Origin of the sequence: Mucilaginibacter sp. RCC_168, assembly GCF_041355315.1 — a bacterium.
GTDB lineage: Bacteria > Bacteroidota > Bacteroidia > Sphingobacteriales > Sphingobacteriaceae > Mucilaginibacter.
Map to the genome: position 1 here is coordinate 186061 of NZ_JBFUPN010000010.1, position 20564 is coordinate 206624.

General features: G+C 39.4%; 11 protein-coding genes. 4 read left to right on the top strand and 7 right to left on the bottom strand.

Annotation, left to right across the window (positions count from 1 at the left end; genetic code table 11):
- Position 1: 1 nt before the first annotated feature.
- Together AB6735_RS11655 and AB6735_RS11660 are read right to left on the bottom strand one after the other, a co-directional pair.
- On the bottom strand, positions 2–3154 hold the full coding sequence (locus AB6735_RS11655; RefSeq protein WP_370996100.1) for a SusC/RagA family TonB-linked outer membrane protein: 3153 nt from the start codon (positions 3152–3154) through the stop codon (positions 2–4).
- Positions 3155–4135: 981 nt separating this feature from the next.
- Positions 4136–4522 (bottom strand): nuclear transport factor 2 family protein, encoded by a 387-nt coding sequence (locus AB6735_RS11660; RefSeq protein ID WP_370996101.1) that lies wholly within the window; start codon positions 4520–4522, stop codon positions 4136–4138.
- Between the two features lie 332 nt (positions 4523–4854).
- On the opposite strand from AB6735_RS11660, the gene AB6735_RS11665 reads away from it, so the two are divergent.
- The gene (locus tag AB6735_RS11665) at positions 4855–5193 is read left to right on the top strand and encodes a winged helix-turn-helix transcriptional regulator (RefSeq protein ID WP_370996102.1); all 339 of its coding nucleotides are present in this window, start codon (positions 4855–4857) and stop codon (positions 5191–5193) included.
- A 530-nt stretch (positions 5194–5723) separates the two neighbouring features.
- A complete protein-coding gene (locus AB6735_RS11670; protein WP_370996103.1) occupies positions 5724–7691 on the top strand; it encodes a DUF4365 domain-containing protein in 1968 nt (655 codons plus the stop codon).
- Between the two features lie 628 nt (positions 7692–8319).
- Here the strand turns inward: AB6735_RS11670 and AB6735_RS11675 are convergent.
- A complete protein-coding gene (locus AB6735_RS11675) occupies positions 8320–10353 on the bottom strand; it encodes a tetratricopeptide repeat protein (protein ID WP_370996104.1) in 2034 nt (677 codons plus the stop codon).
- A 49-nt stretch (positions 10354–10402) separates the two neighbouring features.
- Positions 10403–11857 carry an RES family NAD+ phosphorylase gene (locus AB6735_RS11680; RefSeq protein ID WP_370996105.1) on the bottom strand — a complete coding sequence of 485 codons (1455 nt, stop codon included), beginning with the start codon at positions 11855–11857 and terminating at the stop codon, positions 10403–10405.
- 413 nt (positions 11858–12270) lie between these two features.
- On the opposite strand from AB6735_RS11680, the gene AB6735_RS11685 reads away from it, so the two are divergent.
- On the top strand, positions 12271–13845 hold the full coding sequence (locus tag AB6735_RS11685; RefSeq protein WP_370996106.1) for a hypothetical protein: 1575 nt from the start codon (positions 12271–12273) through the stop codon (positions 13843–13845).
- 148 nt (positions 13846–13993) lie between these two features.
- Here the strand turns inward: AB6735_RS11685 and AB6735_RS11690 are convergent, their stop codons facing one another.
- The 3 genes from AB6735_RS11690 to AB6735_RS11700 all read right to left on the bottom strand — a co-directional run bounded on the left by AB6735_RS11690 (position 13994) and on the right by AB6735_RS11700 (position 18561).
- Positions 13994–15895 (bottom strand): tetratricopeptide repeat protein, encoded by a 1902-nt coding sequence (locus tag AB6735_RS11690; RefSeq protein ID WP_370996107.1) that lies wholly within the window; start codon positions 15893–15895, stop codon positions 13994–13996.
- A 13-nt stretch (positions 15896–15908) separates the two neighbouring features.
- A complete protein-coding gene (locus AB6735_RS11695) occupies positions 15909–17666 on the bottom strand; it encodes a carbamoyltransferase (protein WP_370996108.1) in 1758 nt (585 codons plus the stop codon).
- A gap of 256 nt (positions 17667–17922) precedes the next feature.
- Positions 17923–18561 (bottom strand): polysaccharide deacetylase family protein, encoded by a 639-nt coding sequence (locus AB6735_RS11700; RefSeq protein WP_370996109.1) that lies wholly within the window; start codon positions 18559–18561, stop codon positions 17923–17925.
- 566 nt (positions 18562–19127) lie between these two features.
- Between AB6735_RS11700 and AB6735_RS11705 the strand changes: the two genes are divergently transcribed.
- Positions 19128–20474, top strand: a complete 1347-nt coding sequence (locus tag AB6735_RS11705; protein ID WP_370996110.1) for a hypothetical protein — start codon at positions 19128–19130, stop codon at positions 20472–20474.
- The last annotated feature ends 90 nt before the right edge of the window (positions 20475–20564 follow it).

A 20564-nucleotide genomic window follows, 5' to 3' on the forward strand; every position in this document is an offset into this window, starting at 1 on the left:
GTTAAAATTCAATCTGTAAGCCAAAAGTATACTTGGTTGGTAGTGGGTAACCATCGCCATAATCATAGCCTTGTCCGTCAACACGTTCCGCATCAATGCCAGAGAATTTTTGAAACATGTGCACATTGTCAATAGTACTGTATAATCTTAAGCTGGTGATCTTGGCACGCTGCATCCATTTGTTGTTTTGAGCATTAAACCGGTAGCCCAGGTTAATATTCTTGATACGGACATACCATCCTGGTTCCTTGAATATGGATTGTCCTGATCGCCAGGCGTATAAACCCATAAATGGATTTAATGCAGGGAGGGTTGCATTATCACCCGGTTGTCGCCAGTAATTGTATTGACTGATATCTGTTATTGATGCTTTGGCAAAATCTTTAGGATTTCCGTAAAACAGGCCATTTGACAAGCGTTGAGCAAGTGTGTTATTGATGATGTCACGCCCGAAAGTGAAGGTGGTTAAAATTTGTACTGAAAAACCTTTGTAGCTGAAATAGTTTGTAAATCCACCGGTTACAAAGGGATTCGGATCTCCAAAAAAGGTAATGTCATTTTGACCTATGTTATCGGATATGTAATAGTCGCCATTAACATCCCGCCATTTAGGATAACCCAGTTTTAAGTTACCCCACTTAGTTGCACCTACAGCGCCCGTATATGGATTAACAATTAAGTCGCTTGGCGAGTTAATTACGCCATCAACAATATAACCGTAAAACATATTCAAGGGTTTGCCAACAATATATACCGCGTTACCATAATATAAATCGCGGTTGCCATTTGGCAATGCGGTTACCATGTTTCTGTTAAAGGAGATATTTATGGACGGATTCCATTGAAAAGCACTTTTTTCAGACAATATTTTGCCATTGAAGGTGAACTCCAGTCCCGAATTACGCACTCCGGCGGCATTTGTAAAAGTGCTGGTATAACCCGTATATTCAGGAATTGTAATTCGCAGCATTTGCCCCGTTGTGTTCCTTGTATAGGCATCTATCGAAAAGTTGAGCCGGCCGTTAAACAAAGCGGCGTCAATCCCTGCATTCCATTCTTCTGATCGTTCCCAGGTTATGTTGTCGTTGGTTATGCCATTATAATTCGGGATTATAGCTGTACCACCTCCATAAGTTGTTGCACTTGACCCAGAATAATTTGCATTTCCTGCTATGTATGCATTGTAACGATCCCTGTCCCCAATACTGCTTTCATCACCTGTTCTGCCCCAGCTGCCTCTTATTTTCAATTCATTTATCCAGCTAAACTTTTTTATAAATTCTTCCTCAGAGGCCAGCCATCCTATGGACATTGATGGGAAATAGCCCCATTTATTGTTTTTTCCAAATCTTGACGAAGCATCGGCTCTCCATACAGCATCAAATAAATACTTGCTGTCATAATCATAATGAACGGCTCCCAGAAAGGATAACTTAGCATAGGTAGATAGATCTGAGGAGCCCTTTAAATTTGTGTTGCTTACCCCTTTCACCACCTGGATGTTATCATTGGGTATTCCAACACCCGACAAATAAATGGCTTCATTTCTCCTGCTTTCAAACTCCTGAACCGCGGTAATATTTACATTATGTTTTTTCGCAATGGTCTTTATCCAAAGTAAGTTATTGGTTAATACGTATTTGGTATATTGACTATAGTTTGATTTTGCATAAGCCAGCCCGTCGGCATTTAAAGTAGAGGGTGAGGCATAATCATTTTTTTGTGTCGAATAATTTATCGCTCCGCGGGTGCTGAACCTGAAATCATTTAAAAAACTATATCGTAATTCTCCATTGGCGCTGATATCCGTATTGATATTATCATTGCGTTGAAAGGAATATGGATCAACCACACTTCTCAGGTCTTGTTCGCTCATTTGTAATAAGGAGGATGGCATGCTGATTGGATTGATCGCAAAAACATCCCGGTAACTGCCACCCTTACCGGCTAACCTTTTACCTGTCGATGCTCTGATACTGGTAATTAGCTCCAGGGATTTGGAAAAATTGATGCCAACATTACTGTTTAAAGAATATCTTCTGTATCCAGTGTTAATAACAACACCTTTTTCATCATACATTCCTGCTCCAATACGATAATTAACAGCTTCAGAACCTCCTGAAGCAGAGATATCATAATTATGGATAGAGCCGGTTTGATAAAAAAGTCGTTGATAATCAGTGTTATTGTTAAAAGCTGGATTTAAGCTATCGGTAAGCATTTGAGGGATGCTGTTTTGCAGCTGTGTGGCATTGGCATAATTGTATATCAGATCTAATTTTTGCCGGCGTTCTGCTGCTCCAATTAAAGTTGATACTTTGCTGGGTGCTGGTGTAATACCATGATATGTATTAAAACTAAAACGAGGTGCACCAATTTTTCCCCTTTTGGTTTTGATTAGTACAACTCCATTTGCCGCTCTTGAGCCATATAGGGCTGCCGCTGATGCATCTTTTAATATATCTACCGATTCTACATCATTGGGGTTCAAACTGGCCAGGAAATTTGTCCCTGTCTGGTCATAAGCTCTAACTTCATCGTCTGCAATGGGTACGCCATCAATAACGTATAACGGATTACTATATAGGTTATCGCTGTCAAAACCATCGGATGAAGCTGAAATCTTAGTATTACCCCGCACAACAAGAGAGGTCTTTACTCCCGGTTGCCCACTAAAATTCTGAACATTTACTCCAGAGAGTTTGCCTTGTAATAAAACATCCAGGCTTGCTGCCGGTAAGTTTTCAATATCCTTACTGGTTATGCTTGATATGGCTGATGTATTTTTCCGGCGGTCAATATTTTTATACCCGGTAACAATAACCTCATTAAGACCGCTTTCTGATCCAACCAGCTTTACATTTAGCTGATTTTTTCCATTTAAGGGAAGTTCTTTCATCTGATAACCGACCATTCTGAAAACCAGGATATCGTTGTCTGATGCGGTTAAACGATACTCACCATCCACATTTGTAATTGTTCCGGTGCCAGGCTTGTTTTTTATTTGTACCGTGACACCTGGTAATGGGCCATTTTGATCGGTTACTCTTCCGGTTACCTTAATCTGCGCTACGGCAGTTGTAAATGATAGCAGGAGAGCCATCAAAAATGTCCACTTTACCCCATTGGGTTTTTTGTAGAGTTTTACATTCATAATTGATTAGTTGAGTAGTGATTTGGTTAATTGAAGTTTGATTAAATATTTTCATAAGATTTTAGTAATGAATCATAAAGCGACGCTGTGCATCTATTAAGATGTTCTTAATCTATTCATGAATTTTTTAAGTTGACTTGTGATCGCCTTTAACTATAGCTTTACTCTTTGGTTAAGCTTGGGTTAATTCGAATGTATGTGGAGTTAATTTCAATCAGGTGAAATATCTAAACGCAAACGATTGCGGGCTATAGACTTATATTATTTTTGTTGCCTGCCTTTTTAATACAATAAAACATCAATTTAACCGTTGATAACTCGCTTTATGCTAACTGATATTTAAAATTTTGTGAAGAATTAACTAAGTTTGACACAAACGTTTGCAACTAAGAAATTTAAGCGATTAAGCTATGGCAAACACACAATTGGACATGAATTAATGGAAGAAAAACGGTAGAATATACTCGTTCGTTACTGTAGTTGGAGATTTCCGGAATTCAAGACAGCTGCATTCTAAAAATCGGGTTAAATTATTCTGTTAAAGATAGATCACCTTGAGTAGCTGTTTATTAGTTTGCAGGATCTGTCCACTCGGAATCTCTATTACTTGTTCTTTAGTCCATATAAAATTTGTCAAATTTCTTAACTTGAAAAAATCGAACCAATAAGATTGAACTGCAGAGTTTGATTAATATGATTTTATTGGCATAAAAAAAGGAAACAACGACCATGTGTTGTTTCCTTAAGTACTCCCAACCTTACAAACTATCCAATCATTTTTAGAGGATACCGCGTACTCAGTACGCGTTTGCCATACTATTCCGCGACAAACACTCTTTTAATCGTTTATGCCTTTCAAAAGGCATTTAACCTTAGATAGTAAGCTTTGCCAAAGTGTTGCAAAATGTTTTAACCGGGCTTTTGGAATAAAGTGGTCAGTGGCTTCATATCAGCCATTTTTTTAAAGATATTTTCGATAAATTATTTCCAAAACTCGTCCTCAACAGGCTGGTCTTCAGAAAATAGCCAAACTTGAACAATTTTTCCATCCGTAACTTCATACAAATCACTACCATTCATATCAACTGCTTTAGCACCACTTTTAGCACTAAAACGAACAGGGCAAGAGACAAAATTTCCATTAACCATCATTGCTCCAGACGGTTCGATAACCAATGAATCTTGGGTTGCTACCATCATTTCGACAAGCATTTTGCCAATCGCTTCAATTCCTGTTTTTGTTCCAGAAAACCTATTGTTTCCGGGTTGATGCCATTTCGCATCAGGGCTGAAATATGAAAATGCTGTAGATATATCTCCTTTTGAAAGAGCTATAGAATAATACTCTACTACTTCTTTTGCTGTCATTTATTTAATTATTTAGTGGATACGGTTTTAATTTTAATTTAGAACATCAGATTATTATTACCAAGATTATCAGGCATCGGCATTATCGCATCCAATGCCCGGCTAATTTTCCATTTTCTATGATTTTTTGTTACTGATATATTCATCTACTCCAGCGACATCTAAATCACCAAGAATTCTTTGATAATCTTTGATGGCTAATTGCTTGTTTGTTTCTACCTGTGACATAGGTTATATTTATGAAATTAGTTGTACAAAAGTAGGGGGAAACTTACCTTTGTGCAAGTACATACCTAATGGTTAGGTACTTACTAAATAGTTAGAAACATTGAATGTCAATAGAAAAAAATCAGAAAATTATTTTACAATCAGACGAAAACTGCCCAGTAAGGAGATCATTATTCATATTGAGTGGTAAATGGAGACTGTTAATATTATTTCAAATAAACGAAAGAGCTATAAGATATGGTGAACTTAAAAGAACCATTCCTGGTATTAGTGAAAAAATGCTAATTCAAGAGTTGAATTTTTTAGTGGAACATAAATTCATTTCTAAAAAATCATTTCCAGAAATACCGCCAAGAGTTGAATACAGTTTGACCAAGCTTGGACTGAAAACCTTCCCTATTATTGACAAACTTGCTGCATTTGGCTTGGAGAATTTAAAATAAATTGCCTACTGCCACACTGTCTGATTCTTTGACTGCACTATGCTTGTAGTATTTAGTAGTATTCAGACTATTGAAATGAAGAAGAGAGGATATAAAAAAACAAAATCCCTGATACGGGCATGTATCAAGGATTTGTACTCAGAGCGGGAATCGAACCATGTCTGTAAGTCCTTGACTTTCAATATGTTATAAAGCCTAAATTAGGCTACTCAATGAATCGTTCAATAAACACATATCGACCGTTGCCGATAGTGTTACGAAGGTAGTAAAAAAGTTTTTATGGTTAATTGAAATTCCTAATAATTTATTTTACACACTTATTGCCAACACCTGATCTGGAAAAATGAAATATAAGACAAGAATGGGAGAATACTTGTCGGGGTCCAATTAGTATGTACGAGGGATAGCATCTGGAGAGCTAGGGCAAGCCAGGTTGGGTTATCTATGAAATTTGTGAATCTCAACCCGGACTTTTATCTTTATACGTCGCGATGTTAATCAACCAGAAATAATATTGCCAAAAAATAAACATGGCTTTAAGTGATTTCCCTACCGTTGATCTTCCTTCCGCAAATAGCGAAACATCGGAACGTGCATTGGGTAATTTCCTTAATCAACATAGTGGTTTCATTTGCCGTCTGGATAAGCCGGATAAAGGTTGTGATTTCGATGTCGAATTGATGATCAACGGTAGCAGCGCGGTCAATCAGCGATTTGGTATTCAACTCAAAAGTGTCGAAAAATTGCCATTGCTTGCGGATGGCGTCACGATATCCTATGCTTTTGAAACTTCCCGTTTAGGCTATTTGCTTAACCGGCCAATTGGCGAAGGGCTCATCGTGTTGTACGATGTGTATGGAAAGGCATTATATTATGAGTATGCTGTTACTTTGCATGGACGTTTGACGAAGGAAAGAGGTTCCAGCGATTGGGAAGAATTGGATACGGTCAAAATCCATATCCCACTTAATAATATCATTAATGAGGAAGCTGCCATTAAAATACATGCGCATTTCCAAATGCGATTCGAGGCCGCAGCTTTTTTGATCGCCTCCCAGGGCTCGCGGTATGGACTTTCGGTAGCCAAACCTACTGCGGGCCAGAAATATGATATAAAAAATCCGGAACAAGTAAAGGAGATTTTGCTGAAACATGGAATGGGTTTACTTTATGAACATGATATTGAACTCTGTTTTAATTTAATCAGGCAATTGCCAGCAGCAGATATTGATAGCAGCTCGGAGTTGCTGGTGATGGCGGCGATAGCTTATGGAGAGATGGGGCGTCGCTATGATTCAGAGAATTTTATACGAAAACTTAATAAGGTAAAACAGGTGCCGGCCGCACACAAGCAAATGATCCGGTTTGGGCATCTGAAGAACCAGATGATGCTGGAACAGATCGATCTGGCAGAATTTGTTGCCGGTATCAAAGCCATTCGAGACGAGGAATCCAGTCCAAGAAACATTCTGCTGATTGACTTAAATATCATTTTTTACGAACTGCTTTCATTGAAGTTTTTTCACAAATTGCCGGATGATATGCTGAAGCGTATCCGCTCGGTTTTTGTCCATATAAAAGAACTGTCGATAGATGACCGCAGCCGTCAGCTGATCGAGGCCAACAATGCAGAGAACCTTTCCCAGTACATCCTGTTCCTGTGGAGTGATTTTTTTAATGAACTGGCTATCCAGCGCGCTGCCGGCACTGCCGAGCGTTCAGCAATTCCGGCACTTGCGCAAACGCCTCTTCTTGATCTTGAATCCGAATTAAACAAAATCTTGGAACACCTTTATACTGAAGGTCAGGCGCAAAAGGATGAGCTCCTTCAGGCCCATGCTCTCTTAGTTCAATCGCGTTATCTAACCGCAAAAGAAATCAGCCTGATTTCTCAGTGGCCGATGCTGAAAAGCCTGCATTTCCACAACCAAAAACAATATGTCGAACACATCAAACTGGCGCTATCCGGCCACGATCACTTCATGGCTGTCGGGTATGTTGAATTGGCTTATCAAAGCCTGGTCAATGGTATCGAACTCATCCTGATCGGCAGGGACGTCTACAAATATCGTGACGAAATGAACTTGCCATTATTGGAAAGCCTGAAACTTAAAATGGAGCAACAGCACGAGCTGGAAGCTCTTGATCAGCGCTTTCCTCAATTGACTGCAAAAATCACACGAACAAGCGACCTGTACATGTCAGACACGCGCGATATGGATGACCAGCAACTCGAAGGCATGGCAAGTTCAATTTTTAGAGCGCTGAAATTACCATACGGCTGCCATGCAAACCTTCTTAACGAACTTCGTAACTGCCGAACCTTCTACCAACGTGGTTCGGACAAATTGGAATTAATCCCCTACGAATTCAACCATGACCTGCGCCTGTTTTACAGCGGCCCTGTTCGATTCATTATCCGCAACAAGCAAACAAATTTCCGTTCAGTACCCAGCAGCGACGTGGGTGCTTTACTCGATAGTTGGGGAGTTTCATAAATATTTAATATCGGACACCGGCAATATAATCCATTAATTTCTTGTTAGACACCGCATGGGAATCATAATTTTCAAAAAAGGTGCCGACGAGTTCAAAGCTATCTTTTTGAATTTCAGCCACTTTTATTTTGCTCTGTACGTAATTAGCGCCATGTCGGCTGCTTTCATGCGCCAAGCAAAACGTCCCGATGGACACCGGTCTTCTTCGGATAAAGTAATATAGACCAAGGCACAGCAATATTCAATCTGATCATCGAATTCGGCTATCTGAGAGAAGTACGGACTGAAATTGGTCGAAGACGTTCAAGAATAAAATCGCTCATGAGCGTGTGATTTTCGCCAATGAAAGCTTTTAGCAATTGACTCTCGATAACTTTATCGGGCTGGTATTCGAGAATTACCCGGGCCATCATGCCACCTACCATCGTAGGCGCGGTCACCCGATCTGCGCCGTGGACCGGAAAGTGGTTACCCTTGTTGCTCTTTTATTGGAGTCATGGCAGGCAGACATCAGGTAACTCCACTCGTAGCACAAGAGTCCTTTGAGATGTGGAAAGGACCACAAATAGGTTCATATTGAGTTGTTACGAACTGGTGGATGAGGACCTGTTAATCGGCTGCTTTTCGTTTAGCTTCGTGCCGCAATTTCGTTCAGCAGAAAATCAGCACTATTCGGTTGTAACCCATTAGCAGTCGCACATAAAATTTTAGCATTATTGAGTTCATCGGAAACAGAAAACAGATCATACAAACGGATCAGTGCATTTGCTTTATTTAGGTAGGAGTTCACCGCTTCAGGTTGTGCGGCAATGAGTCCGTCCATGATTGAAATAGCCTTTCTTAGCAATGCCTCACTGTCATCACGTTTACTGTTCCGCCCCAGCTCAAGCAAGGCCACGCCGTAATTATTCAGATAACGCTGATTATGATCATTCCCCTGAATTGCCGTCTCAAAATCGGACTTCGCTAAAACTAACTGGCGTTCTTTTTCTTGTTGGCCCTCGGAACGTTGGAAAAGAGACAGCTGCCTGTTGGCTTTTTTATAGAACAGTTCTACATCACCTGGATTCATTATTATGGCACTTGATAAAACAGATATCGCTTCATTTAACTCATCTACCCCGTCCCCCGGTAAGTAGTTAGCGCAGAATTCCAGTAAGTCAGCGAACGCTATCGCATATTTGGTTGTTGATGGGGAGCAGCGCAGGCTCGCACGAAATGCCGCTTTTGCTTTTTCTGTATCTCCTGTCCCGTCGCCATTCTCTTCGTAAGTGGCAGCCTTCCAAAGGCTATGTCCCATCCTGAAAAGGGCATCGCAATTTTCAGGCTCAAGCGCCGATAGTGCCTGGTAATGGTTGGCCGATTCTTTGAACAGGTTAACGGCCGACATTGCATCATTCATGCCCAATGCCGCCTGGTAGGAATAATCTCCCAATACACTCAACACTTCTGCCGGATAGCCATCCGCTTCTAATAGCGGTTTGACTTGGTTATATAAGTCAAAGTAGACAGGCTTAATGCCGCTTAATTCATCAATCTCCTTTTCAGTTAGAATTTTGTTAAAATGGGCAGGGGCAAATGTGCTTTCATGACTTATCGCCTGATCGTATCTTGCCAGAGCATTCTTTAGCAGGAATAGGCACTCCTGTTCACTTTTTTTCTTTTTGGCCAGGATGACGGTATTATTTCCCCAGTTGTAAAAGGGTATGGCCAGTTGCTTTACGAGATCGCGGTCGAAATGCGCGACAATCTCCTTTTCCAGCTGGAGCAATGCAGGGTCGTTGGTTATATAACTATCCTTATCAACGATCTCGTTTAAACGCTTGCCTAATTCCTTTGTCTTCCTGTTTGGTGAATTTATCCGAATGTTCCAGGCACCGAGATACGGGGTGCCGGAGACATCTGTGAATTTTATGGCGCTACCTGATGAACTTTCCCAACCGATCAATCCTTTTTCCGCATCGCCAAGGAGCACGATAGGCTCAATGTTGCCTAATTTACCAAGGATAACCTTGTTTTGTTTGTAAGACAGCTTGGCATTCCTGATCTCGCTAAAAAAATGCTGCGCGAAATCCAGCGTTTCGCTTATCAAGGGTGCCAAGTCTTTTTCAATACTTATCACCTGTTTGACTTGTCCGCCGATAATTATTTCATGCTTGCGCGAGGTGTTTACATAATTTCCTTCGCTGATCGAATAGTTGGAATGGAAGAAAGAGTTGCGCAGCTGGTTGCTATAGACCAAATCGAAACAATTCATGAGTGGTTCGAAACCGCAGCTAACAGCCGGCTCCCTAATTTTCGCGATTTTCTCTCTTGGGTAAAGATCGTCATCACCGATATCATCAAAGAGGAATGGCTGGAACCCGCCGCCATTGGCAATGTTAACAAGATTGCCGACCACCCGGTAAAGTTCATCCATTTCGAAGAAATGGCAATAAAGGAACAGACCCAGCCGCACCGTGTTTTTATCGGCAAAATCACCACTCATCAGTTTCGGAAACTCGGTAAATAGGCTGTCACTTTCATAAAAGTGAGTCAGCGCGTAAATATCACCCATTCCCTTGTAACCCAATAAAACATTTACGAATTCGAACTCGTTCTTTTCGCGGCATTCAGCTAACAGCCGCGAAAATTCCGATTTGAAAATGTCTATAGTCTCCATAATCAGGTGAAATTAACGAAACTTTCCGGGATTCATCTGGGATGATTCGTTACTCGTCGGTGATCTCGTCTGGACCGTATCGCGTGCGCGATACAGAATGGCGCTCACTGTTGACCTTTACCGAATTGATAACATGAACAGCAAGCGATTCAACGTCTATTTCCAGCGTTACAGGGCGTTTATCAGGGTCGATCTTTTCGGGGGCATAGCCATAAAGATCTTCAAATAGGCTGGTTTCCTTTTTTGTTTCATCGCCAGGTTCTGGCACCCACTCCATAACGCTGTAGACAGGATTTACCCTGTCCATGTCCCACTCTGTTAAACGGACATCTGAATCTGTCCCTTTCGGCAACGCTTTTTCTCGAACACGTGCGGCCTTATTAAACAACACCAGGTTGGCATGAACGCCTTCAACCTGGGCCGATGGAAAAATAATGCCGTCAAAATTGAAGGATGGTTCCGTTGCTAAAAAGTCCGAGATTGCCTGGGTAGGCAGGTATTCAAATAGCTCATCATCGGGCATGATTGGACGGGTGAGTTGCTGGGACAATTCATCTAAAAAGGCCACCTTAGCAAGTTGTCTCGCAAATGCAGGATCAAAGATGCTGCCGGCTATCTTAATATCGCCAAATGAACGCAGGTCCAGCATTTTGAGTTCACGGATGATCTTGAAATTTGCGACCGCTACTTGGGAGCCTACAGATGGACGAATCTCTGCAAGGGCAGTATCCTCATCTTCGGCACCATAGAAGACAGAGATACCCCGTGCATTCATTCTGCCATTGCTGGCAAAGGCGGATGGCGGCGGGCCGAGGTGAAGTTCAGGGCGTTTTAAGGCTTCCGTCAATTTTTCATCAGACTGGAAGACCCTTGCCCTAAAAATACTGGATATCGGGTGGTCACCACCGACTTTAATAACAATTGGGCTTTTTTTATCGGTTTTGGTTTCTTCCAAGCCCGTGAATATTTCCGTGAGATGTTTGGCTCCGGCATGGTTAAAAAAACGGTTTTCCGTTTTCAGGCTCTTTTCAAACTTCGCCCATTCCTGCTGCCAGCTTTTATCTTCGAGGCTCTTTGTTGTGTAATAGCTATCGCTTGCATACTCTGTTTCCTCACCGATCTCTGCGCTGCTGTGATCATAATATTTATCTTCCAGTACAGCCTGTATATCTTCCGCGATTTCATTTTCCGCTTCTATAGCGATGGCTATGGCATCAATTACCTGCTCACCGGAGCGTTCCCAGTTATAGTCGGATTCACGGTCAAAATGCATCCGCTCTTCCATGCTGTCCATTTCATCCGAGGTCCGGATATGAAATATTTGAAATGCCGTATCGACACGCTCGGCGATCTCTCCCAGGCGGTAACCCTTAGCCGACCGCCCGCAATAGGCACAGTTTCTTTTCTTTCCCTTGCTCGAGATCTCTGCATTCAGAAATTTTTCTCCGACACAATAGTGGCAGGTATGTTTTAATGGTATATTGCCGTCAATAGGGAAGCTCAAATCACGCAGGTTTTAGTTAGTTCTAATTTAGTGAAAATTTATAAATTGGCTGATTAAAGTCAGCTTTGTAATTGTGGTTTTCTTTCGTGCTATTTCTAATTTGGTGCATTCATCAGATTTCGGTATGAACGGAACTATACACGTCCTTATTTTTTCTCTTCCATCACTTATCTCTTTCTCAAATCTATCTAACAATCCGAGCCTTTTCCTCTCATTCCTAACTTCCGAGAGGGGTGGACAGATCCGAAGGTGTACGAATTTTTGTATTATTTAAAAGAAACATTCCCACGATTTTGAAAATATCTGTAAAACGAAAGTAAATATGTTGCTGATTTGGATATTAATTTGGTTATGCCAGTAGTTATGCGGTTTTGGAAAGAAATATTAGCTTTACTTAATATTTTATTTGTATTATGCTATTGCGTGAAAAATATATCCCTAAAACCATAGCTATTTTTATCTGTATACTTGTCATAGGCTTAGGTGTGAGGGTTATTATTTCACCGATGGCAATTTTTCCCGATGCGTATTGGGGTTTTCATGTTTTAAGAACAATGGAGCACGGGGGAGGGTTTAATTTAAATGTAAGACCTGACCCATCTAATATAAATAACAATTTATCCGATTTTTTGACCTGGTGGTCGCCAGGGCAATATCTCATACCTTATTTTTTTAAAGCGATTTTCGGGATTAATACAGGCCAGGCATCGGCTGCGACTGTCATGATCTTTAATGTTTTGGGTTTGACGGGCTTTTATTTTTTCTTTAAAAAGGTGGGATTCAGTCCGTTTGTTGCAGCTATCAGCATAGGTATCATTGCCTGTCAGCAAGAATTTCTTATTCCTTATGTGTTTTACAACGGGGGAGAGGTTTTAATATTTGGCTTTGCAGGATGGTTCCTTTGGGGATGTGCAGCTATTGATAAAAGAGGAATTAGGCTTGTTTTATTTCTGTTTGCTTCCGGCCTGCTTGGGTTTTTCTTTAAATCTTCCTTTTTATGGGTGTACCTAGCGGGATGCTTATATTTATGGTTAAAATTGTCATCTGGGCAAAATACCATCGGCGACTGGTTAAAAAAAGGCATTTGGATAGGAATGCCGGCTTTCCTGTCATTGGCAGTTATATACCTATGTTATTTATCAAAGGGACCGAACCCCGCTTCTATTACACTGGGTATAAAACCCACGTGGGTAGCATTGGGGTTTCCTATGGCCTCACCTTTACTGTCTGGGTTCTCGGTTGATGATATTTTTGGGGGGCTGATCTCCGGTAATGGTTTGGGGCCATCAAATCAGTTTTGGACATCACTTATATTAGTTATTTCTACAGTTCTTAGTGTTTTATTGGTGATCACAATAATACGTCGCGGACCGGGAAAAAAATATTCTTTACTGGTCATCGTGTTTTACTTAGTGGCCATTGTGTTTTTTGGTTACAGCTTTTTAATGCAAGCCAACATATCCTATGAAGTGAGGCACCTGCGTCTTATTGGTTTGATAATAATACCGGGTGGCGTTTATATGGTTCTGCGGAGTAATCTAGCTTTTAAAACTATTTTTTTGTTATTTTGCTTCATTATTGCTTATGCTACTTATTCGGCTTTAATGCCTAATTACCAGAAGAACACCGAAATCAGTGGCCGGGGATCTTCAGGCTTCGCCCAGCAAAATATTGATCAGGTGTCCCTAGACCATATTACCAGCCTGGATAAAAGGAATAAAAATGCAATTTTTGTGTTTATTAATCCCGAGTTAGGACTTGAAGCGAATAATAATCGTGTAATTACTCTGAGGCCCGTGGTTTCCGATCTCGATCCAGCGGACTATGTTTCCTATGTTCATCACGGACATGCCGGGCCGCTTTATATATTGCTACCCTCAAATTATATGGGTCCCCAGGCTAACCTGATACTCGAATGCTTTCCCGACTATAAGGAATTCGAAACCGAGATTCTCAGTAACGATTATGTATTATTTTCGGCGAAATAGTATATAATCAGGTAAATTTTGATGAGATTCTTTAAGATGAGATTTTTTAATATGTCGTTAATTGGATTTGACTATATGAACATAAAAAGGGAATATTTGTCCTGCACTGGTAATCTGTTCCTCTTTGATGTTTTCAATGAAGTTTTTCCTAACAGGATGCGTAAAACTCATGTATTTGTCCGAAACAAGGATTTATGAAGTCTGCAATGTCATCAATTGTTGAGTTTATATTTAAAACGGAATGCCGTAAATGCACTGGCCACTGTATGGTTAAGATATTAACGCCGGCAAGAAGATATTCTGTAGAAATTACCAGTTCCGTCTTTTTCCATGTAGAAACAGCAGAAAAAGTTGATATCTCCCGATTATTAACACGTAGTCTCACATTTTCATAATTTGAGATCGCATCCGGAATTCTGTAAATTATGGTAAGTTTTACTGGAATTATTTTTGAGACAACTAAAAAAAAACTTGAAGTGGAAGCCAATTCTTCAAAAAACTGCACTCTTTTCCCAAGAAAGAATTTGTAATGAGGGAGAGCATAGGGAGATTCCAAGAGGTTAATTTTTCCAAAATTGTTGACCGCATGCTGATCGGATCTCAGCATCTTTATATATTGTTCAAAATTAGGATATTCATGTTTAATAGATTTTATTATCGCTTTGACGAGAATGATATCCATCAGTTTTTTGTTTTTTTGATGGTTGAGCCCGCCATATTGCCGTTCCCCCCAATTTTTTATAATATTTTCATATTGCTTGCAAATAAGATTTGGGGCTTTCAGTGTAGCTAGTTCAGCGTACTCTTTAAGGAATGCTGTGATTTGACAATCGGCGAGGATAGCTTGTTGACAGTGATATAACACAATGTCGTACTTTTGACCATAATGTGCATTATGAATGGCTGCAAAAGCATGCGCCTTGGCCTCAACCTTCTTATCTGGACCAGTTTCTTTTGACAGATTAATTAAGTTTTGAAGGGGTATTATCTTTTCTTTTAAAATCGAAATGATTTTTTGTGCGGTATAACTCATTGCAATTTGAATTCCCCTTGCATTAAGGTGGCAATAGTCAAGAAAGATATTCTTGTCTGGTATATAATCTTCGGTATTAGCTTTAAATATTTGAGAGAGGTTTATTATTGAAATATCAGTCTGTTGTGCGGCGCTTATAATTGCATCGTGAATAACGCTCAATATTTTGGGTTTGCCTATTGATTTTAATATAATCGTCCAGTCGCGTGCCTGTCGGAAAAAAAACAGGGCATCTTCTGTTTTTCCTAACTTCCTATAACATTTGCCTGCCAAATAGTAACCATAGGAATTTCCGGGATCAATTGCTATTAATTTTTCAGCAAGGTCTAGTACTTTCAGAACATTTTTGCTTTCTTTTTGACGTTCGACCTGCCCGATGACTTTTTTCCAATCAGAAATCTTATCCTCAGTAAGATGAAAGGAACTAAAGTGATCCTCATACTCAAGCCAATCAGCAAGATTATATTCAGGAATTATAAAAAAAAGCTTTACTTTATTCTCTTTCGACAAATAATCAAATTCTGCAAGGGCTTCGTGTATGAGATTTTTAATGCGATCTTCCAGGAAATTTCTGATTCCATTAATGCTTTTACCGTTCAGGGAAATAATGATATTTTCAGCATCTTTTTCATCTATTGACATATATAAGTCTGTTATCCAATTGTTTCCTGCAAACAAAATAATTGCATCCGGATCCAATTTTAAAGACTCACGGAATAAATCGCGAAGCTCGACCAGTCTCAGATCTGTTTTTGCCAGGTCTGTAATTTCAAACTCCTCATCACAGTTTGTGTCCAATAGTGTTTGCAGGACCATGGCTGGGTTGTAATAGGGGTCGAAAAAGTATCCTCTAGCTACAGATTCTCCCAGTAAAATGATCCTTTTTCTTGTCTTCGGTGGAATCAATGAATGATCCGCCCATAAAGACCAGTCGTTTTGGAATGCGTTATCTCGTAAATAAGAAGATCCACTATCTGTTTGATGTTCTTTCCAAATGCCGATTACGTCAGCGTTCATATACGGTTCAGGTTTAAAGGAATGTATAAATGTTATAGTCTATTGCATCAGCAACTTCGTAGCTTTGTTCAATGAGAAATTCCAACAATTCAATTGAGTTGTCATCCCGGTTAACGACAAAATCCCCGATCACTAAATAATCGAGTTTGGTCATTATGAAGCATTTGATCGCATCATATGGAGTGCATACTATTGGTTCATTTTTGATATTGAAAGAAGTGTTAAGTAATATCGGGCATCCGGTTATTTCATCAAATTCCTTTAATAAAATAGCAAGCATGGGATTTGAAGAGTCGCTGGTTGTCTGAACTCTTGCAGAATTGTCGACATGGGTAATTGAAGGCAAATTCAGAGGTGAAATAACATTGCATGTTTCCAGCATAAATGGAGACAAGTGGCGAATATCAAAGTGTTCAAAAACATTCTCTTCAAGAACAACCGGGGCAAAGGGACGAAACCCTTCTCTTTTTTTTATTAAAGCGTTTACTTTATCCCTCATGCCGGGATCGCGCGGGTCTGCTAGAATTGATCGGGAGCCAAGTGCCCTTGGCCCAAATTCCATTCTGCCCTGAAACCATCCTATTACAGCGCCGCCTGCTAGTCTTTCTGCCACTGACTGTAACATTTTCAGGCGATCAGAAGTGAAATCCTGATATATAAGTTTAGTAGAATCAAGCACCATCTTTATGGTTTGATTTGAGTATTCACCTCCTAAATAAACATCCTTTAGTTGTTCAGATGATGGTTTTTTACCGTGATGGGCGAAATACGCCTCTGCTGCCGCTCCTATGGCACCTCCAGAATCATTAGCCGCTGGTTGAATAAATACGTTTTTGAACGGTCCTTCTCTTGCTATTAGACCGTTGGCTACACAATTTAACGCCACGCCACCCGCGAGACAAAGGTTTTCTGACTGCGTTTTAGTAGAAAGATAGTTTATTTTATCAAGTAATATTTCTTCCAGAACCAGTTGTAGGCTTTTAGCTAAATCTTTGTGACCTTGATGCAGATGGTCTTTCCTGGACCTTGGAGGCAGCTGCAATAAATCAACTAAGGCATCAGTGAACATCCTGTCTTTTTGACGGAAATCAAAATAATCCATATTTAGATGAAATCCCCAATCTGGTTCATTAATGATCACCTGTTTGATTTGCTTCAAGAAAGTAGGGTTTCCATACGGGGCTAATCCCATAACCTTGTATTCGCCTTCATTGACCTCAAATCCCAAGTAATGAGTGATTGTACTGTACAGTAAACCCAGAGAATGAGGGAAAATTATTTCCTGTAGGGGGGTTATACCATTTTCATCTCCATACGCATACGTCGTTGTAGCCCATTCGCCGACACCATCAACAGTCAATATTGCAGATTGTCCAAAACCCGAAAAATAAAAAGCGCTGGCTGCATGGGACAAATGATGGTCAATAAATGTAACTGGGCCTTCGTATCCCAAATCATCCCGTAAAATCTTTCGGATGTCTTCTGAATTATACAGCGTAATTGGCAAAATATTACCTGATCCGCCTTCTAAATTTAGTAACTGCCGTTGGCGTTTTTTGTCAGGGTTTTCGTAAAAGGCAATCATGTCAATATCCGTAATGTTTAAATCTGCCTGCTGAAGACAGTACATAAAAGCGTTATAAGGTATTGAGGGATCGTGTTTTATTCGTGTAAACCGTTCTTCCTGAGCTGCAGCGTATAATTTGCCATCTTTTAAAATGCAGCAGGCCGAATCATGGTATAGCGCAGATATGCCAATAATATTTCTCATGAACGTTTTAAGATATTATTTAACTGTTGAGAGCCTTTGTCGTAAATATATAAATTTCAGTTTATTGTTCGGGATAAAATATTCCGTTAGATATTATAAAAGAAATCTCCGCGCTTTTATAATAAATATTCGATTGGGGTTTGATAGGGCAGTAAAATATTTTTCTAAGTATGTCATTTTATCGATGATTAGGCAAATATAAAGCTAAGTCAATTTCCTTCCGTAACAATTAAGTTCTTGGATAATTCCCAGACGATTAATTCCCGGAAGAAAATCTGTTTATAGCTTCGGTCAGAGGCAAGACTATTAAAGATGATTCTTTTATTATCCGACAAATAGTTTCCAGTAACGCGGGGCTGCAACCCCACTCGCCAGGATTTTCTTCTATTTGATGAAAAGATAAAACAAGTAGGTTATTTTTTGCCTCCGCTATCCACAGCCTGACTTCTCCTACACTAGTTGTATTTTTAACATATCTGGCATGGACTGCATACTTGTTGAATTTTTTTTTGTTAAAGGTATTTCCGTCTGCTCGGGCATTTTGGTAGCCGCATTTCTTCACCAGTTTTTGCAGTATCCAATTATTTCTACCATAAGGATACGAAAATGAATCTGGGATTAATCCATTGATTTTAAGATCGTTACTTGATCTCCAGATTTGTCTGCAATTCCATAAGAAAGCAAGGTTTGGATGCGTTACTGAATGTGAGCCTATTTCATGCCCCTTTCCATTCAGAACCAATATTTGAGCCCGATTCATGTATGCAGGGGCACTAGTATAAAGGGATTCGGTAATGATATAAAAGGTCGCCTTAATTTTATTTTTCTCTAATATAGGCAGGGCATTGCTATATTGCGATTTCCAACCATCGTCAAAAGTCAGACTTATATACACCGTTTCTGTTTTTTGATGGATTATATAATATACAATATAGGATTTTGTAATTGATCTTCCATTGGTTCCAGCAAAATATGCGTAAGATTAATTTAAAAACCAATTTTTTTTCCTGTTCATATCCTCATATAGATACTTTATTTTATGGTAAAAAGATTCATCTTATCATAGCAGGGCTATAGGTACATTTTGGTGCTGATATGAAAATAAAAGAATAACCGGATTCAACATATTTTCTTAATAATTTCAAAAATGCAACTATTTTTATATTTCGTTTTAATATTATATGTAAATTTATAACAATCAATATGAGAATCAATTTAGATTGTCGAAGATAAAATGCAACATTTTTAACGTAAATCCAATTAATGTTTCTTAGATAAAAAAATATGAATGTGAGGCATAGAATAAAGGATGTCGTTACGGAACATCTTGATGGTATAATCGTTTCGTCAATAGGATTTTATTTTATTATCGCATTAACCAGGTTCAATGGTTTAGGGATATCGCCAGACTCAATAGCGTACGCGTCTTCATCTCAATTTTTTAATAAAACCGGAACTTTCTTGTTTGTAGATCATAAGCCTTTTGTTGACTTTCCGGTATTTTACCCTTTTTTTTTAAGTATTATTAGTTGGATTACAGGGTTGAAGCCATACGATTCAGGTCCGATTGTTAATGGATGCCTGTTTTTCTTTATAGTTTTTATAAGCGGGTATATTACTGAACGTTTTACCGATAATAAGCCAGCGAAATGGGTAGTTCTTCTATCAGTAATGCTTAGTGCCCCGTTGCAATATGCCTACGCGTTTCTTTGGTCGGAAACAGTGTTCATATGTCTGTTACTGATGTTCTTTTTAGCCTTCCGGTCTTACAGCAGAAATCATTTAATGTCTGCTTTGCTTCTTTCTGCGCTTTTGGCTGGACTTGGAAGTATTACTAGATATGCCGGAATAACGATGATTGTGACAGGGGTGGTTTTGATTTTGATAGATCGGTATCTGAACTTGCGGACAAAAATTTTGCACCTTATTTATTTTGGGATAGGATCTTGTTTATTGCTGACAGGAAATCTGATCAGAAACTACTTTTTAACCAATACCCATTTTGGGTCCCGTGAGCCGGCAATAGCCACTTTTAAAGACAATATCTTGCTCTTTGGTAGCACGATATATGACTGGTTATTGTTACCTGTTCATATGCATTATAGCATGGCCTTACCTGTTGGCTGCATGTTGTTGGCTGGAATAGCCATACTGATCGTTTTTAGGCTATTTGTGGAAAAAGTGAAATTGGATTATCCTGAAATATGTGCAACTTTTTTTGTTGTTTACTCTTGCTTTATGATTATTACGGCAAGTATATCTAGGTTTGAAACACTTAACAGTCGTTTATTTTCCCCGCTATTTATACCTCTTATAATGATATTTGTATTTCTGGGTGTTTTTTTTGTCAATCGGTTTAATTCTAAAGGCATAAAAGCTTTAGCATTCCTCGTCATAATTGTTCCGGCATTTGTATTTAACTTTTACCAATATCAAACTTTTAAGGTAAATAAAGAAATTGTGAATGCTGACGGTATTCCCGGTTTTTCTGATCTTCATTGGAAAAACTCGCAATTGGGAACGTTTCTGCGGATGCATCCCAATTATTTTGAAAAAAATGTTCCGATATATTCTGACAATAATGAGGCTTCATTCTTTTTTTCAGGAAAGGCGTGCCAGATATTGCCCCATAAGCTTTCTGCTAATGAGAAAATGAAATTTTCAAATAATAAAACCTTTTATGTAGTCTGGTTTGATGAACTAGCAAGTAGAGAACTAATTAGTTCCGCTGAAATAGAAAAAGGCAGAATTGTTAAAAATATGGAGACCTTAGAGGACGGGACGATTTTCTTATATTCGAAGGACTAGATTTTTTCAGTGCCATATGTTAGAATGCTACCTGTCAGCTAGAGAGAAATCAATTAAAAGTAACGCTAATGCTTTTAATTTTACAAAAAT

Bases quoted from the DNA above. Each gene is read 5' to 3' on its own strand.
- AB6735_RS11655 (WP_370996100.1), bottom strand. From the start codon at position 3,154: ATGAATGTAAAACTCTACAAAAAACCCAATGGGGTAAAGTGGACATTT.
- AB6735_RS11660 (WP_370996101.1), bottom strand. From the start codon at position 4,522: ATGACAGCAAAAGAAGTAGTAGAGTATTATTCTATAGCTCTTTCAAAA.
- AB6735_RS11665 (WP_370996102.1), top strand. From the start codon at position 4,855: ATGTCAATAGAAAAAAATCAGAAAATTATTTTACAATCAGACGAAAAC.
- AB6735_RS11670 (WP_370996103.1), top strand. From the start codon at position 5,724: ATGGCTTTAAGTGATTTCCCTACCGTTGATCTTCCTTCCGCAAATAGC.
- AB6735_RS11675 (WP_370996104.1), bottom strand. From the start codon at position 10,353: ATGGAGACTATAGACATTTTCAAATCGGAATTTTCGCGGCTGTTAGCT.
- AB6735_RS11685 (WP_370996106.1), top strand. From the start codon at position 12,271: ATGCTATTGCGTGAAAAATATATCCCTAAAACCATAGCTATTTTTATC.
- AB6735_RS11690 (WP_370996107.1), bottom strand. From the start codon at position 15,895: ATGAACGCTGACGTAATCGGCATTTGGAAAGAACATCAAACAGATAGT.
- AB6735_RS11695 (WP_370996108.1), bottom strand. From the start codon at position 17,666: ATGAGAAATATTATTGGCATATCTGCGCTATACCATGATTCGGCCTGC.